Here is a 16,449-nt window from a genome sequence, read left to right on the forward strand (position 1 = left end):
CCGGCCTTAACGGCGATGCCCCTTCTTTGACAACCGCTATCGAGCGGACCTCGAACTGGTTGCTTTCGCAGCAAGCCGACGAAGGTTATTGGTGCGCCGAATTGGAAGGGGATTCGATTCTGCAGAGCGAATTCCTTCTGCTGTTGGCGTGGGCTCGTCGCGAGAAAAGCGACATCGCTCAGCGCGTCTCGAAGCAGTTGCTCGCCCAACAACGGGCCGATGGCACCTGGGCCCAGTACCCGGAAGGTAAGCTCGACATCAGTTCGTGCGTGAAGGCTTACTTCGCCCTGAAGCTGACCGGGCACGAGCCGACCGCCGATTACATGGTCAAAGCTCGTGACGCGATCCTGGAAGCAGGCGGGGCCGACGCCGTGAACAGCTTCACGCGTTTGTACCTCGCGCTGCTGGGTCAGATTCCGCTAGAGATCTGCCCGGCGATTCCGCCCGAGATGATCCTGCTGCCGAACTGGTTCCCCCTGAACATTTATCGAATGAGCAGCTGGTCGCGGACGATCTTCATTCCGCTGGCGATCTGCTGGGCCTTGCGTCCGGTCGTCGATCGCTCGGAAGAATGCTCGATCCAGGAACTGTTCATCAACCAGCCCGAGAACTGGCCGGAACTGCGTTGCCCGGGGCAAGAGAAAGCGACCGGCCTGTTCACGTGGGATGGCTTCTTCCGCACCGCCGATAAAGGTTTAAAGACGCTGGAAGCGTATCGTCTGCGTCCGCTTCGCAAACGAGCCCTCAAGGCGTGCGAACAGTGGATCCTGGCCCGCATGCCGAAGAGCGATGGCCTGGGTGCGATCTTCCCGCCGATCTTGTGGAGCATCGTCGCCTTCAAAGCGTTGGGCTACGACGACAACGATCCTGCTGTGCTTTCGTGCTGGAGCGAGATCGACAAGCTGATGCTACACGACGACGAGAACCAGACCACGCGGATTCAGCCTTGCAAGAGCCCGGTTTGGGATACAACAATCACGCTTCGTGCGATGGCCGCCGCCGGCCACGGCAGCGATGCCCCACGAATGCGAAAGTCGATTGACTGGATTCTGTCGAAAGAAGTTCGCGACAAGGGTGACTGGACCAACAATGTCCGCTGTGCCCCAGGCGGCTGGTTCTTTGAATTCAACAACGAGTTCTACCCAGACCTCGACGACACCGCGATGGCCTTGATGGCGCTGCAGGAACAACTTGGCGAGGCGGGAGTCGCCCTGGAAGTTCATCCAGGGCAATCGTGGGAAAACACCACGATCGTCACGACCTCGAACAAAGTCGCGGCGGAAGACGCCGTTGGCCAGGCCATGCTGCTCGACAAGGTCACCAGTGCCACCAAGCGAGCGTTGGCCTGGAGTGCCGAGATGCAGAACCATGACGGAGGCTGGGGTGCATTCGATAAGAACAACGACGCCGAGTTCCTCTGCAAGGTTCCCTTCGCCGATCACAACGCAATGATCGATCCAAGCTGGCCCGACTTGTCGGCACGCGTGATCGAATCGTTCGGACAACTGGGCGTTCATCACCAGAGCCGCGGCAAGCTGGGGGATGTCGTTCGCAAAGCGGTCGACTACATTCGCGACAATCAATATGAAGACGGTTCGTGGTATGGTCGCTGGGGCGTGAACTACATCTACGGTACCTGGCAATGCCTGGTTGGCCTGGCCGCAGTCGGTATCTCGCTCGACGATCCGATGATCCAAAAGGGAGCCGAGTGGCTGATCGGTTGTCAGCAACAATCGGGCGCGTGGGGCGAGACCTGCGACAGCTACGAGAACCCGAACCTGAAAGGGATCGGCACGCCGACTCCTTCGCAGACGGCGTGGGCCATCCTCGGACTGATTGCTGCCGGCCAGGAAGATAGCGAGGCGGTCCGCAAAGGCGTTCGCTACTTGCTGCAAACGCAGAAGGAAGATGGTACCTGGGACGAAGAGCCTTACACTGGCACCGGCTTCCCACGCGTGTTCTACCTGCGTTATCACTATTACCGCATCTATTTCCCTCTGTTGGCTTTGGCCACGTGGGCCAAGAAATCTAACAGCACCGAGGGTTCGCGATGAGTGTCCCAGTTTCCCAAATGTGGACCGTCGCTTCGTACGTCCTCAAACAAAAGATCCTCGGTCGCAAACGCTATCCGCTGGTCTTGATGCTCGAGCCCCTGTTTCGCTGCAACCTGGCCTGCGCCGGCTGCGGCAAGATTCAGTTTCCGGTCGAGATCTTGCGGAAGCAGTTGACCCCGGAGCAGTGCTTTCAGGCCGTCGACGAATGTGGAGCACCGATCGTTTCGATCCCGGGTGGTGAACCACTGCTCCATCCGCAGATGCCAGAGATCGTCGAAGGTCTGGTCAAGCGCAAGAAGTACATATACCTCTGTACCAACGCGCTGCGTCTGGAAAAGGCGCTGCCACAGTTCAAGCCGAGCAAGTACCTGACCTTCTCGGTCCATATGGATGGTCCGCGCGAAGAGCACGACCATGCCGTCTGCCGCGAAGGAACGTACGACATCGCCGTCAGCGCGATCAAAGCGGCCTTGAAACAAGGCTTCCGTGTCACCACGAACACCACCCTGTTCGACGGAGCCCAGCCAGAACGAATTCGTGGCTTCTTCGACGAGATGATGGAACTGGGCGTCGAAGGGATGATGCTTTCGCCAGGATACAGCTACGAGAAAGCCCCTGACCAGGAACACTTCCTGAAGCGGAATCAAACGTACCACTTGTTCCGGAATATCTTGTCGTCGCCCAAGAAGCTTTGGCAGTTCAACCAGAGCCCACTCTTCATCGAGTTCCTCAAGGGGAATTACGACCTGGAATGTACCCCCTGGGGCAACCCAACGTACAACATCTTCGGCTGGCAGAAGCCTTGCTACCTGGTCGACGAAGGTCACACCAAGACATTCGCCGAACTGCTGGAAGCGGTCGAGTGGGACAACTATGGCACTCGCAGCGGCAACCCCAAGTGTGCCAACTGCATGGTGCATAGTGGCTATGAACCGAGTGCCGTCGACGCGACGTTCTCCTCGCTGAAAGGCTTGTTGAAGACCGCTCGACTGACGATGTTCGGCGCACCGAAAACAAATCGTCCGCTGCCGCAGTTGGAAAGCGATGATCGGATCGACGATGCCGAGTCGCCGCAGCGACCCGATCGAAAACAAACCGAGTTGCCGGTCTTGCAGTAACGGCAATTGTCGCCAATTTACGCGACAAGCACTGAAGTTTCCTCGATCGAATCGGCGATCGAGGTATTTTCTGAAACAATCGCGATCGCCAGTTACCAGGCGTTGTGTTTCTCAGTTGGGCTGAAGTCCTGACCTTCAACCCGGAGAGATCCGCATGACGCGACTCGACTCGCGTGGGCAGCTTTTACTGATGCTGTCCACGCCTCTTAATCGCACGCAGTACCTCGGCTATGGTTTTCTGCTGATTGGCCTGAAGTATCTCGTCGAGACGATACTGGTTCGCGTAGTGACCGGTAAGTTCTTTTCAATCTTCGAGTTCTTCAATCCAGTCCTGACGACGCGCATCGAAGACTTCGCCGACTATCCGATCTTGGCCTGGGGGATCTTCCTCTGGTCGTTGCCGTTCCTCGGTTTGGCGTTGAACCTGTCCGTTCGACGAGCGATCGACAGCGACGGCATCAGCCCGTGGATGTCGCTGCTCATTCTGGTCCCAGGGCTCAACGTCGTTTTGGTGATCGTCCTGGCTTTGACACCTTCCGACCCGCGACGTGCCTATCCCAACGAATTCGCCGACGATCAGGACGACCTGATCCATCACGAAACCTCGGTCGTTACGGCAATTGTGGTTGGGCTCGGTATCGGGGCGATGATGATGGCGGTGAGCGTGCTTTATTTGAAGACTTACGGCAGCGGACTATTCGTCGCGACACCGATCGTCATGGGAGCAACGACCAGTTTCTTCTACAACCGCCGTAAACTTCGATCGCTGGGAGCTTCCGTTGGAATTGGTGGACTGGTGATCGTGATCGGCTCGGTCGCCCTGCTCCTGTTCGCCCTGGAAGGTGCCGTTTGCATTGTGATGGCGTTGCCACTGATCGTGCCGCTGGGGGTGATCGGCGGGCTGATCGGAATGTTGATTGCCCAGGTCGCCATCGAAGACGATCAGTTCCCGCACATCTCGGCCGTGGTGATCTGCTTGCCGATCTTCGCGGGCATTGAAACCTACCTGAATCAATCTCGCGAAACGGTCGTGATGACTTCGATCGAGATCGACGCCCCGCCAGAGAAAGTCTGGGAAAGCGTCGTCGCATTTCCCGACATCGATTCGCCGCCGCCATGGTACTTCCATCTCGGCATCGCGACGCCGCTTCGGGCCCGGATCGAAGGGCATGGGCCAGGAGCGATTCGCTACTGCGAGTTCACCACGGGAACGTTCGTCGAGCCGATCACCCAGTGGGATCGACCGCGTCGCCTTGCTTTCCAGGTCACCGAGCAGCCAGATCCGCTGATCGAAATGAGCCCGATCGGTCACATCCATCCGCCGCACCTCGATGGCTACATGCAGAGCAATCGAGGTGAGTTCCGACTGATTGAGCTGCCCAACGGACGAACGCGTTTAGAGGGTCGTACCTGGTACGAACTGAAGATGTTCCCTCAGGCGTTCTGGATGCTTTGGAGCGATGCCATCGTCCATCGCATCCATCAACGCGTGCTCGAACATATTCGAGACCAGGCCGAACCAGCCTGACGTTAAGCCGCCAGGCGAATCGGGCCCTTGGGACTACGCAGATCGAACAAGCCGAAGATGTCTTCCTTCGAGAAACCGATCTTCGGGGGCTCTTCGGTCTGGCTGAACAACGCGTTGAACAACTCGCGTTTTTCCTCCAGCACCTTGTTGATGCGGTCTTCAATCGTGCCGACTGCCAGGTAGCGACTGATTGTCACGGCACCGGCCGCACCGATGCGGTGAGCCCGGTTGATCGCCTGGTCTTCAATGGCCGGGTTCCACCAGCGATCGAACAGAAAGACGTACTCGCAGAACTGCAAGTTCAGCCCCACGCTACCGGCGCCGTAGCTCATCAGAATGACATGCTTCGAGGGATCGTGCTTGAACTGGTCGATCACCCCTTCCCGCTGCTTGTGCGGAACCTTGCCGTGATATTCGAGCGGGCCGAAAGGCTCGACATGCTTACGAATCTGCTGGATCGTTCGCGTCCATTGGCTGAAGAGAATCGCCTTCTTGCCACTGGCCGCGACTTCTTCGAGATCGGCCTTCAACTGATCCATCTTCGCACTCTCACCGCTGATTGGCTCGAAGTTGCAAATCTGCTTTAAGCGAAGCACTAACTCGAAGACATGCTGCACCGTCAGCTCTTGGCCCATGTCTTCCAGACGAACGATACCTTCCTTCTCGGCGATTTCGTAAGCCTCTTGCTGGGCCGGCGACAAATGCAGTTCCGCATCGCGATAAAGTCGCGGCGGCATGTCGGTCATCACCAGGTCTTTCGTGCGGCGAATGATGTACTCGCCGGCCGTCGAACTCATCGACTTGATGTCCATCCCCTTGGTCAACAGGCCTGGTGCCAAAAACTCGAAGACCCCGACCAGGTCGTCGGTGCTGTTTTCGATGGGCGTACCGGTCAGTGCCCAGCTTCGGGTACGAGGAATGTTCTTAGCGATCTCAGCGGTAGTGCTGTTCGAGTTCTTGATGCGCTGCGCTTCATCCAGAACAACCAGATCGAAATGCAAACCACCTTCTTCGCCCACCAGGTCATGGTCGCGCATCAGCAGTTCGTAGTTGGCGATCTTGATCGGTGTCTGGTTATCACGCCACAACCAACTTCGCTTGGCCGAATCCCCTTCGATCACACTGATCGGGATCTCAGGTGCCCAGAGGTTAAACTCTCGTTTCCAGTTGCTCACCAGCGGCTTGGGGCAAACCAGCAGCACGTTGCGGATCTCGCCGGCACGTAGCAGCATCCGCATCGTGCTGATCGACTGCATCGTTTTGCCGAGTCCCATTTCGTCCGCCATCACCGCGGCATGCCGAGGGTACAGAAACGCGATCCCTTCAAACTGGTAAGGGAACGGCTCGAATGGGAACTCGAGCGCACCGCTCGAGACCAACGATTCGAGCGATGGCTGCAGCAAATAGTACAACCGATCTTCCAGCTTGATCACGTCGCCAGGCGGGCGAATGTGCGTGATGCGTTTGGGTTTCGGCTTCTTGGTCGGCGGTTCGGTTCCTTCTTCGCCCTCAGGCTGGTCGCCCCCTCCCTTTTTCGGAGGAGCCTTCTTTTCCAGTGCTTGCAGCCACGCGGGTGCTTCAGGAAAGACAAAACTCTTGACCGGGACTTTGGTCGCGTTGCAGCTCAGAGTAACCGCTTTGGGGCGTGCAGCTTTCAGGTTTTCGGAGGTGATGGTGATCTGCGGGGCACGCGCCAATGCAGGCGTCCAACCGAGAGAGAGAACCTCGGTCTTGATATTGAGATCGAGTGATGTGGTATCGAGGTGTTGAGTCATTTCGCTTTCACGACGCCTCGACGGCCGAGGCCGACTTGGCTGGAAGTTGGTGCGCAGGACAGACCCTCGGTTTCGCCTCGCTGAAATTTCGAGCGAGGCGAAAAAATTTGAGGGGGGGGGAAATTCTCGTCAGGGCTTCGGTCTACTTGGCCACTCCATGGGCTTCTTCGATCGCTTCGTGGATTCGCGTGAAGGGCTCGTTCAAGTCGAGATCGATCGACTTTTCTCGCCACAACTGCTCAAGCACGGCACAATCGGCTTCGTGACTGGCACTGACGGCAACTTCATAGCTGCCAAGCTTGATGGAGCGAATGTGGGGGGGAGCCACCGCCACCTGGGCGGCAACGGAACCATATGCGGAGGAGGACTCCATGCCAGCGGCTTCCTCTTTTCCAACGGGGGGAATCAGGATCACCGGGATGTCGGCATGGTCGCGAAGTGACAGCACGTGTTCGCTATCGGTACAAATCGCGAGGGCCGGGGTTTTAAGCTTTGCCAGCAGTGCTCCGCCGATTTGCTCTCCGTACAGGTAGGGCTTCAGCGTCGGTCCGTACAGAATTTCCTGAGCTCGGTTCGCTTTTACCGGCGCAGTGCAATGAAATTCCAACGGTCTTCCCGCCAGATTCAAAACCAAGAGTCCACCAAATAGTGCACCTGGGGTATGCTCCACCACGGACAAAAACCCGAGGGTGGGCACTGATTTCTCGTTCCGGTTCGACATAGGCACTCCATCTTGCCCATTTGCATATCATGACAGCGTATCGTGTTGGGGCGGCGTGGGCGCGCGGCCCATTGCTTTGAATCGGTGCGAAGAAAGGGGTGACTTTAACAATCGTAACGGCGGTTATCCTGCCGCTAGCTATGGCAGCTATTCACGAAATGCTCGACAGGCGATAGCGTCGGCGACTATACTGACTTACTTGACCCACCTGGAGAAGAATCAAACTATGTCGCTCGACCCGAAAGATCTTTCCACTCTCTTCACCCACGTCGACGTCAGCTCCAACCCAGCTCCCATGCAGCAGACCATTCAACAGAATGAAACCAACACGTTGCTGAAGCGGATGATTGAGCTTCAGGAACGCCAGACTCTGCTGATGGAAGAACTCCTCCAGCAGCAGGTCCACACGCAAAAGCAACGCACTGCCGAGCTTAATGCATGGCGCAAGGCGCATCCGGAGTTGGCCGAGAAATGCCGAATGGCAGCCGAAGCACTGAGTAAGGTCCATGCCGACTTCCTCGATACGCTGGCCAGTGAAGTGGACGATACTGCCGAGGATATGATCGACAGCGAATTCATGTTAAGCGAGTTCGTCGATCGCTTTGGGCCACGCATTGCCCACCTGAATGGTGTCCTGCAGATGCTCGCTCAACTGGGTGCCCCAGCCCAGGCGATCAAGACCAATGCTCCGTGATTCGGAGTGATTAGGCTCCGACGCCATCCGCGCCAGTCGACTTAAAACCTGCCCTTTCGCAGGTTTTTTAATGCGCGAAAAAATTACTGGAGTCACCAAAGGTTGTCAGAACAAGTTTTTCTCGGTACGATCCGTAAAGTCACATCCCTCTGCTCGATCGACGGTCGAGACCTTCGTCCGCGACGAGTCCTTTCTTCCCATTCCTTCTTGGCTTGAATTGGAACTATGGCAAGCGACACGCTGACCCCTGAAGTCGAAGCGGCGGTGAAGGCCGCCAAGGACCGCCTCGATGCTCACACGTACGAGATCGTGCAGTGGCATTTTCACGAGTCGACCGGCTGCCCTTTCTGGCTCGAAAAGAAGAAAGAGTTCAACTTCGATCCGCTGACCGAAGTGAAGACCTTCGACGACCTAAAGAAGTTTCCGCTGTTTGAAGACGAATGGCTGCGTGGCGGTCCGGTCCGTCGCTGGGTGCCGCAAGCATTTGCCGACAAGCCGATCTACGTCTTTGAAACGGGCGGCACCACCGGCATTCCGAAGAGCCGTATCGCCATCGACGACTTCCGCACCGACTACTCGCTGTTCAGCGAAACGCTGCCGGACCAATACTTCCCGAAAGGTGCCAACTGGTTGATGCTTGGCCCATCGGGTCCGCGTCGTCTGCGTTTGGCGGTCGAACATCTCGCTCAGGTTCGCGGCGGCATCTCGTTCTGCATCGACCTCGACCCACGCTGGGTAATCAAGCTGATCAAGAAGGGGCAGATGGATCAGTTGGAAGCGTACAAGAAGCACTGCATCGACCAGGCCATCACCATTCTGACCGCCGGTCACGATGTGAAGTGCATGTTCGGTACTCCGAAGCTGATCGAATCGCTCTGCCTTGGCCTCGAAGAAAAGGGAACGACCCTGGCCGAAGTCGGCATCACCGGTATCTTCAGCGGCGGCACCGAGTTCACTCCGCAGTGGACCCGTTACTGTATTGAAGAACTGTTTGGTGGCGGTCCGGAAGAAAGCGGCATCTACATGACGCCAACCTACGGCAACACACTGATGGGGCTGGCCTGCAGCAAGCCAGTCACTCCGGATGATGGCTACAAGATTTCGTACTACGCACCACAGCCGCGTGCGGTGACCGAAGTCGTTTCGTTCGACGATCCGAACGAACCAGTGCCTTACGGCGACACCGGCCGCGTCAAGCTGACCACGCTGACCAAAGAGTTCTTCGTGCCAGGCTTCCTGGAACGGGACGAAGGCGAACGTGAAATGCCGTATATGCAGTACCCATGGGAAGGTGTCAGCGGCGTTCGTCCGTTCCACGGCTTCGCCAGCAGCACCACCGTCGGCGTGTACTAAACGCCTGACTGCTACCCCGCCACAGAGAACGATCGCACTGCGTTGTTCTCTGTGGCCATTTCCGAACGAACACTCGCATTCCTCGAATTATCTCGGACGCCAATCATGTTGAATATTCCAGCCATCCGTTGGGGCAAGCCCTACGACTCGCTCGAGAAGGAAGACGTCGTTCACTTCAGCACCGGCGAACCAATCGCCCGACTGAGCCAGGTCGGCGGTGGGATCCTGAAACGCGATATGCGATTCGCCCAGAAGGCCCGCGAAGCCTTGCTGCAGTTCACGCCGGCCGAGATTCTCGAGAAGCTGGCCGTTGCCGGTAAGCTGTACCTGGAAGCGGAATTGCCGATTGGCGATGGCACGCAAACGCCAGAAGAGTTCGTCCATGCCCAAAGCGCCACAACCGGTTTGCCGGAACACATGTGCCGGGCCAACATGACGAAGAATGCGTTCGTTCTGCAAAACATGAATCAGATCCTCGACTCGCTCACGCGTGGCCTGGATCTCGATATCCTGGCACGTGGCTATGGTAAAGAACCAGGCCGCGACGTCATGCTCAGCTATCAAGCTCAAAGTCCGGTACTTGGCGCCGTGCTGCCCTCCAATTCACCAGGGGTGCATACCCTGTGGATCCCGGCCGTCGCGCTTCAACTTGGTCTGGTTCTGAAACCAGGTGGAAAGGAGCCATGGACGCCGTACCGGATTTTCTCTGCCATGGTCGAAGCAGGTTTGCCTGCGGAAGCCTTCAGCTTGTACCCTGGTGCCGGTGGCGATGTCGGCTCGGCGTTGCTTTCTTCGGTCGACCGCTCGATGGTCTTCGGTGGCCAGCAGACGATCGATCAATACGCCGGCAACCCGAAGGTTCAGCCACACGGTCCTGGCTTCAGCAAGATCTTGCTGGGCGACGACGTCGTGGACGATTGGCCACAGTACCTCGACCTGATGGTGCAGAGCGTGTTCGCGAATAGCGGCCGAAGCTGCATCAATGCGTCGGGCATCTGGGCTTCGCGTCATACCAAGGAGATCGCTCAGGCCATCGCCGAAAAGATCGGCCCGACCGAGATCAAAGATCCAACCGACGACGAAGCTTCGCTCGCCGCGTTCACCATGCCAGGCATGGCTCCGGCCGTGTGGGGCATGATCGAATCGGATCTGGCCGAAGATGGCGTCACCGATTACACCGCACCTTACGGTGATCGCCTTGTCCAGATGGAACGCTGCGATTACTTGAAGCCGATGGTCATCCATGCTGAAACCCCTGAGAAGCAGGTCGCCTCGAAGGAATACATGTTCCCCTTCGTGTCGGTCGTTGAATGCCCTCAGGAAGAGATGATCAAGAAGATAGGCTACTCGCTCATCTGCACCGCGATCACGGCAGACGAAAAGTTTGCTCGCGACCTGGTCAACGCGACGCACATCGACCGATTGAACATCGGCCCGATTCCAACGCACAAGGTTGACTGGCTGCAGCCACACGAGGGGAACATTATCGAGTTCCTGTTCCGCAGCCGAGCCTACCAGGCCGCTCCGGTTCAAGTCGCGGCAACGTAGATCGAAAATTGGCCTCTTGCCTCGGTCGATGAGCCTTTTCCGCTTGTCGACCGTAGTAAGAGGGAGCGCGGGCGCACGGTTCACCCCCTCATCCTTCCCCTCTCCTACGCGGACGTCGGCGAGGGAACCGGTTTGAAACAGGATCTCGAGGCATGATTCCATTCGACTTCCAGCCACGCACACGGATTGTGTTTGGCCCGGATAGCCTTCAGCAACTCGGCCCGTTGGCTCGCGAGCTTGGCGCATCGACCGCCCTGGTGGTCAGCGATCCAGGCGTGATTCATGCCGGACACACCCAGAAGGGTCTCGACTGCCTGGAAGCAGCCGGTGTGAAAGCCGTGCTGTTCGATGGCGTTCAAGAGAACCCCAGCACCGTCAACGTCGCCGCCGGTGTCGCCTTCGCCAAGGAGCACAAGCCTGACCTGATTGTCGGCTTGGGGGGCGGCAGTGCGATGGACTGTGCCAAGGGTATCAACTTTCTGCTGACCAACGGCGGAGAGATGAAGGACTACTGGGGCGTCGGCAAAGCAACCCAAGAAATGCTGCCGATGATCGCCGTTCCGACCACGGCGGGAACCGGAAGCGAAGCCCAATCGTTCGCCCTGATCACCGATGCAGAAACGCACGTGAAGATGGCTTGCGGCGATAAAAAAGCGGCGTGCCGAATTGCCCTGCTCGACCCTCAGCTCACGATCACGCAGCCGCGCACCGTGACCGCGCTAACGGGGATCGATGCGATTAGCCACGCGCTGGAAACCTTTGTCACCAAAAAGCGGAACGAAGTCAGCCTGGCCTTCAGCCGAGAAGCCTGGCGACTGCTGGCCGCGAACTATACCAAGGTTCTGGCCGAACCTGAAAACCTGGAAGCTCGCGGAGCGATGCAGCTCGGAGCCTGTTTTGCCGGGATGGCCATCGAGAACTCGATGCTGGGTGCTGCCCATGCATTGGCCAATCCTTTGACAGCCCACTATGGCGTCGTCCATGGTCAGGCCGTCGCCGTCATGTTGCCATCGGTGATCCGCTACAACGGCGAAGCCTTCAACGTGATGTACCGCGACCTGCTATCCGTTCCGGTCGATGTGCCTGGGTATCCCTCCGTCGAACAGGGGGCGTACGGTTTGGCAGATCTGGTGCAGTCGTGGGTCGATCAGGCTGGGCTGGCGACCAATTTGAGTCAACTGTCGATCAATGGCGAGAAACTCGCTGCCTTGTCGACCGATGCCGCCAAGCAATGGACCGGGCACTTTAACCCGCGCGAAGTCGACGCCGGAGAGTTCTCGAAGCTGTACCAGGCGGCCATGCAATAACGAGCCGAAGTGTGCCTTCGGCCACGTCCCTGACTAGAATAGGGGCAACGGTTTTCCATTTTCCTCCTTCCCAAGGCTATTCCTATGAAACGCATTTGGATGCCAGCGATTGCCGCTCTCGGTTGCATGCTGCTCGCAGTTGCCGGCGCGTCCGCGGACTGGCCTCTGTATCGTGGCGATCCGCTCGCCCAGGGCGTTGCGAAAGAAGCCCTGCCGGACGATCTGGAAGTGAAGTGGGAGTTTACCGTCCCAGACGGAGCGTTCGAGGCGACACCGATCGTCGAAGGCGGAATCGTTTACATTGGCGATCTCGACGGCCGCGTCTATGCCTTGAACCTGAAAGATGGCTCGAAGGTTTGGACCTATGAAGGCAACGTCGATCAGTTGTCTGGCTTCATGGGTTCGCCAGCATTCCGCGACGGGCGAATCTATGTCGGCGACATCGATGGCGTGCTGCACTGCCTCGATGCGAAGACGGGCGAGAAGCTTTGGGAGTTTGCCGCTGGTCTCGAAATCAACGGCAGTGTGAACTTCTATAAAGACAAGATCTTGATTGGCTCGCAAGACGCCAATCTTTATTGCCTGAACCTGGATGGCAAGCTGGCCTGGAAGGTTCAAATCGACGATCAGATCCGCTGCATGCCAACCGTGGTCGAGAACCGCGGTTTTGTCGCTGGCTGCGACAGCAAGTTGCACGTGATCGATCTTGATAAAGGTGAAGCGATCGGCTCGGTTCCGATCGACGGCCCAACGGGGTCGGCTCCGGCGGTTCGCGGTGAGGTTGCTTACTTCGGTACCGAAGCAGGCTCGTTCTTCGCGATCGACTGGAAAGAGCTGAAGGTTCTGTGGCAGTACCAAGATCCACGTAATCGTCAGCAGATTCGTACCAGTGCCGCGGTTTTGCCCGACCAGGTACTGTTCGGATCGTTCAGTAAGAACCTGGTTTCGCTTGACCTAGAAACGGGCAAAGAACAATGGACCTTCAAGGCCCGCGGCAAGATCAACAGTTCCCCGGTCGTGGCCGGCAAACGCGTTTACTTCGGCTCGGCCGATAGCCGCGTGCGTGCGGTCGACCTGGCTAGTGGCGAGGAAGTCTGGCAATACGAAGCGGCCAGCGGATTCCCAGCCGGCCCAGCGGTTTCGGACGGTTGCTTGTTAATTGCCACCGAGCGGGGCGTGGTTTACTGCTTCGGTAAGAAGAGTTAGCCCTGCCCTCTCCGTCGAAGTTCCTCCGTACACGATTCGTTAGAAACACCCTTTCGCTAAAGCCAGCCAACGGCAAGTTTCCCTTAGCAGAAAGCAAGACAGATTCATGGCGACCGAGTCCACCAAGACCGAAGTCGGTAGTTATTTCATCTCAAACTATCCTCCCTTCTCGCAGTGGAGCGAAGACTACGCGGACGATCTGAACACCGCGATGCACTCGGCTCCGCGCGAAGGAGTGCCGTTGGGCTTGTACCTGCACGTTCCTTTCTGCCGGAAGCGTTGCAAGTTCTGCTATTTCCGCGTCTACACCGACAAGAACGCCAACGAAGTCGAAACGTACGTCTCGGCCCTGGTCAAAGAAATCGAACTGGTCAGCCAGACCGAAGCGATGGGGGGACGACCTTTCCGCTTTGTTTACTTTGGTGGCGGTACCCCATCGTTCCTCAGCCCGAAGCAGTTGAAGCGATTGGAAGATCGCCTGCGAACGAGTATCAGCTGGGATCAAGCGGAAGAAGTCACCTTCGAGTGCGAACCCGGCACGTTGCGTGAATCGAAAGTCAAAGCCCTGCGCGACATGGGCGTGACTCGCTTAAGCCTGGGTGTTGAAAACTTCTTCGATAACATCCTGGAAGAGAATGGCCGTGCTCACCTTTCCAAGGAAGTTTACACCGCTTGGGAATGGATCGAAGCCGCCAACTTCCCCAACGTTAACATCGACCTGATCGCCGGCATGGTGGGCGAAACGTGGGATACCTGGAAAGAGAACATCCGCAAGGTGCTCGAGTTCTCGCCAGAAAGCGTGACCATCTATCAGATGGAATTGCCGTTCAACACGGTCTATTCGCAAGACATCCTGGGCAACAAGATCGAAACGCCTGTCGCCGATTGGCCGATGAAGCGGGCCTGGGTCAGCTATGCCTTCGACGAACTGGCCAAGGCTGGCTACAGCGTTTCCAGTGCGTACACCATGGTCAAAGACCCAAGCAAGGTGAACTTCAGCTACCGCGACAATCTGTTCGGTGGTAGCGACTTGCTGGCGACCGGTGTGGCCAGCTTCGGTCATATCAGTGGCGTTCACTACCAGAACAAGACCGAGTGGGGCGACTACACCAGTTCGCTGCTGGAACACAACGAACTGCCGCTCAAGCGTGCCTATCGCCCAACGCCAGAACAGTTGCTGATTCGTGAAACGATCTTGCTGATGAAGCGAGGTTACCTTGAAGCCGATTACTTCCGTCAGAAGTTCGGAGTCGAGATCCTGGATAAGTGGTCCGATATCTGGAAGCAGTACCAGGAAGAAGGTCTGCTGACGGTCGATGGCGACCGAATCGAATTGACTCGCGACGGTTTGTTGCGGGCCGACGGTTTGCTGCCGCCATTCTTCGAACCCCAATTCCAGGGCGTGCGATACACCTAATGAGCGACTCTTTGGTCTTCATGATGGGGAAATTTGAAGCCAAATTCCCCACCGATCGGCAATACACGAAGAACCACTGCTGGGCCATCCCCAGTGGAAATGGCTATCAGTTTGGCTTTACGGCTTATGCCGTACGTTTGCTGCAGGATGTCTATTTCCTCGAGTGGCAGGTTGACGAAGGTGCTACAATTGCGGAAGGTCAAGAGATCGGCTTTATCGAAAGCAGTAAGGCCGAAAGCGAGCTCTACCCTCCTATTCCCGGTGTTCTGTCGCGGTTGAACCCCGAGTTGATGAACGACCCTTCTCGAATTAACGTCGATATGTACGGCGAGGGTTGGCTTTACGAGATCGAGGGAAGCGGCGAAAAACTGCTCGATCCCGAGCAATATATCGAACACCTCGCGTCGGTCTGGGAAATCACCCAGCGGACCATCAAGGGACAATTGAACGAGTAACCCCATGCCCAAACGTTTGACGGTCGTCGTCAGCCAAGGCCAGAGCAACAATCCCGCCAAGCGCAAGCTGGAGGAGGATATCGTTGCCGCGCTGCTGTTTGAGCCCGGGATCGAAGTCACGATCGTCCCCCATTTGTACGACTTGAAAAACGATGGCCCCGGCATGCTCGGTCTGCAGGCCATCACCACTGACTTCGTCGTATTGAGTTGGCTGTACGAACGAGCCACGCGTTGGACGCTCGATCGCAACAACATCCGCGGCAAGGCAGGCACCTCGCTGCTAGTGCACGAGTCGGACGAAGATGAAGACGACCTGCTCGACGAGCCAGAGGACAGCGACAAGCTGCGTGTTCTCGATAGCCGACCGATTCCCAACCGGATGATCTACTGCGTCGACCTGCGAGTCTCGAACAAGCTCGAAGACTACGTTGACGAAGTGAAGCGAATTCATCGGGAAATCTCGACCCAAGTCGTCGAACTGGGCGGCCTCGGCGGGTCCCCTTCCCCTACGCCACAACAGCTGGCACGGGTCGCTATTCCGACCAACGACACGGCCCTGAAAGAAGGTGGCGAACTCGAAAAGCCAATCGATATCATCGAGCCGCTGCGAATCGAGGAAGACGCCAAACGTCGCTGGTATCCGGTCATCGATTACAGTCGCTGCACGAACTGCATGGAGTGCATCGACTTCTGCTTGTTCGGTGTGTATGGCGTCGATGGGGTCGAGACCATTCTGGTCGAGATGCCCGACAACTGCCGTAAAGGTTGCCCCGCATGCAGCCGCGTCTGCCCAGAGAATGCCATCATCTTCCCACAGCATAAAACGCCAACCATCGCCGGCAGCGATGAAGTGGCAGGCGGTGGCCTGAAGATCGATCTGTCGCAGCTCTTTGGCAAGCCGAAGGAAGATGACAAGTCGATCGATACGGCCGTTCGCGAACGAGACGAGCAACTGCTGCTCGCTGGTCGAGAAGCAGTCGGCACTAACGTCGGCGTTCCGAAACGCCAGGCCGATAACGACGATCGCGAAAAAGATGAGCTCGACAATCTGATCGACGCGGTCGACGAGCTCGATATCTAAAGCGAAGGCTTTCGCGGTACTTCTCTGCATTCGCCAGGCGAGTTAGGCGAATGCCTGACTGTCTAACCACGGCCCCTGCAAGCCGTTGCGCGAACATACTCCTCAGCGCTAAGCAACTAAACTCAGAATTCCTTGACATTGCTCCGTTTTTCAATAATATCATGGGATATCACTTCCAGGGGCAACAAGGTC

13 protein-coding genes are annotated in these 16,449 nt (G+C 57.3%); 11 read left to right on the forward strand and 2 right to left on the reverse strand.

What is annotated here, in order from left to right:
- Nucleotides 1–26 precede the first annotated feature (26 nt).
- The 3 genes from ABD890_RS07875 to ABD890_RS07885 all read left to right on the forward strand — a co-directional run bounded on the left by ABD890_RS07875 (nucleotide 27) and on the right by ABD890_RS07885 (nucleotide 4,700).
- Nucleotides 27–2,054: a terpene cyclase/mutase family protein gene (locus ABD890_RS07875; protein WP_345087595.1), complete on the forward strand. Its 2,028-nt coding sequence runs from the start codon at nucleotides 27–29 to the stop codon at nucleotides 2,052–2,054.
- Nucleotides 2,051–3,172: an adenosyl-hopene transferase HpnH gene (hpnH, locus tag ABD890_RS07880; RefSeq protein ID WP_345087597.1), complete on the forward strand. Its 1,122-nt coding sequence runs from the start codon at nucleotides 2,051–2,053 to the stop codon at nucleotides 3,170–3,172. Before ABD890_RS07875 ends, hpnH begins: the two co-directional genes overlap by 4 nt.
- A 154-nt stretch (nucleotides 3,173–3,326) precedes the next feature.
- Nucleotides 3,327–4,700: an SRPBCC family protein gene (locus ABD890_RS07885; RefSeq protein WP_345087599.1), complete on the forward strand. Its 1,374-nt coding sequence runs from the start codon at nucleotides 3,327–3,329 to the stop codon at nucleotides 4,698–4,700.
- A gap of 2 nt (nucleotides 4,701–4,702) precedes the next feature.
- On the opposite strand, the gene ABD890_RS07890 is transcribed toward ABD890_RS07885, so the two are convergent.
- Both ABD890_RS07890 and ABD890_RS07895 read right to left on the reverse strand, forming a co-directional pair.
- The gene (locus ABD890_RS07890; protein WP_345087601.1) at nucleotides 4,703–6,475 is read right to left on the reverse strand and encodes a DEAD/DEAH box helicase; all 1,773 of its coding nucleotides are present in this window, start codon (nucleotides 6,473–6,475) and stop codon (nucleotides 4,703–4,705) included.
- A gap of 142 nt (nucleotides 6,476–6,617) precedes the next feature.
- The gene (locus tag ABD890_RS07895) at nucleotides 6,618–7,082 is read right to left on the reverse strand and encodes a hypothetical protein (RefSeq protein ID WP_345087603.1); all 465 of its coding nucleotides are present in this window, start codon (nucleotides 7,080–7,082) and stop codon (nucleotides 6,618–6,620) included.
- Between the two features lie 340 nt (nucleotides 7,083–7,422).
- On the opposite strand from ABD890_RS07895, the gene ABD890_RS07900 reads away from it, so the two are divergent.
- From ABD890_RS07900 to ABD890_RS07935, 8 genes are all read left to right on the forward strand, one after another.
- On the forward strand, nucleotides 7,423–7,890 hold the full coding sequence (locus ABD890_RS07900; RefSeq protein ID WP_345087604.1) for a hypothetical protein: 468 nt from the start codon (nucleotides 7,423–7,425) through the stop codon (nucleotides 7,888–7,890).
- A gap of 225 nt (nucleotides 7,891–8,115) precedes the next feature.
- Complete coding sequence (locus ABD890_RS07905) at nucleotides 8,116–9,243, forward strand: phenylacetate--CoA ligase family protein (RefSeq protein ID WP_345087606.1); 1,128 nt, start codon at nucleotides 8,116–8,118, stop codon at nucleotides 9,241–9,243.
- A gap of 105 nt (nucleotides 9,244–9,348) precedes the next feature.
- Nucleotides 9,349–10,791 (forward strand): aldehyde dehydrogenase family protein, encoded by a 1,443-nt coding sequence (locus ABD890_RS07910; protein ID WP_345087608.1) that lies wholly within the window; start codon nucleotides 9,349–9,351, stop codon nucleotides 10,789–10,791.
- 152 nt (nucleotides 10,792–10,943) lie between these two features.
- A complete protein-coding gene (locus tag ABD890_RS07915; RefSeq protein WP_345087610.1) occupies nucleotides 10,944–12,098 on the forward strand; it encodes an iron-containing alcohol dehydrogenase in 1,155 nt (384 codons plus the stop codon).
- An 84-nt stretch (nucleotides 12,099–12,182) separates the two neighbouring features.
- A complete protein-coding gene (locus ABD890_RS07920; RefSeq protein ID WP_345087612.1) occupies nucleotides 12,183–13,304 on the forward strand; it encodes an outer membrane protein assembly factor BamB family protein in 1,122 nt (373 codons plus the stop codon).
- Nucleotides 13,305–13,410: 106 nt separating this feature from the next.
- Entirely contained in the window at nucleotides 13,411–14,721 is a 1,311-nt protein-coding gene (locus ABD890_RS07925) for a coproporphyrinogen-III oxidase family protein (RefSeq protein WP_345087613.1), read from the forward strand.
- A complete protein-coding gene (locus ABD890_RS07930; protein WP_345087615.1) occupies nucleotides 14,721–15,176 on the forward strand; it encodes a glycine cleavage system protein H in 456 nt (151 codons plus the stop codon). Before ABD890_RS07925 ends, ABD890_RS07930 begins: the two co-directional genes overlap by 1 nt.
- 4 nt (nucleotides 15,177–15,180) lie before the next feature.
- On the forward strand, nucleotides 15,181–16,257 hold the full coding sequence (locus ABD890_RS07935; RefSeq protein WP_345087617.1) for an ATP-binding protein: 1,077 nt from the start codon (nucleotides 15,181–15,183) through the stop codon (nucleotides 16,255–16,257).
- Nucleotides 16,258–16,449 lie beyond the last annotated feature (192 nt).

It is taken from the genome of Bremerella cremea, from assembly GCF_039541315.1.
GTDB classification, from domain to species: domain Bacteria; phylum Planctomycetota; class Planctomycetia; order Pirellulales; family Pirellulaceae; genus Bremerella; species Bremerella cremea.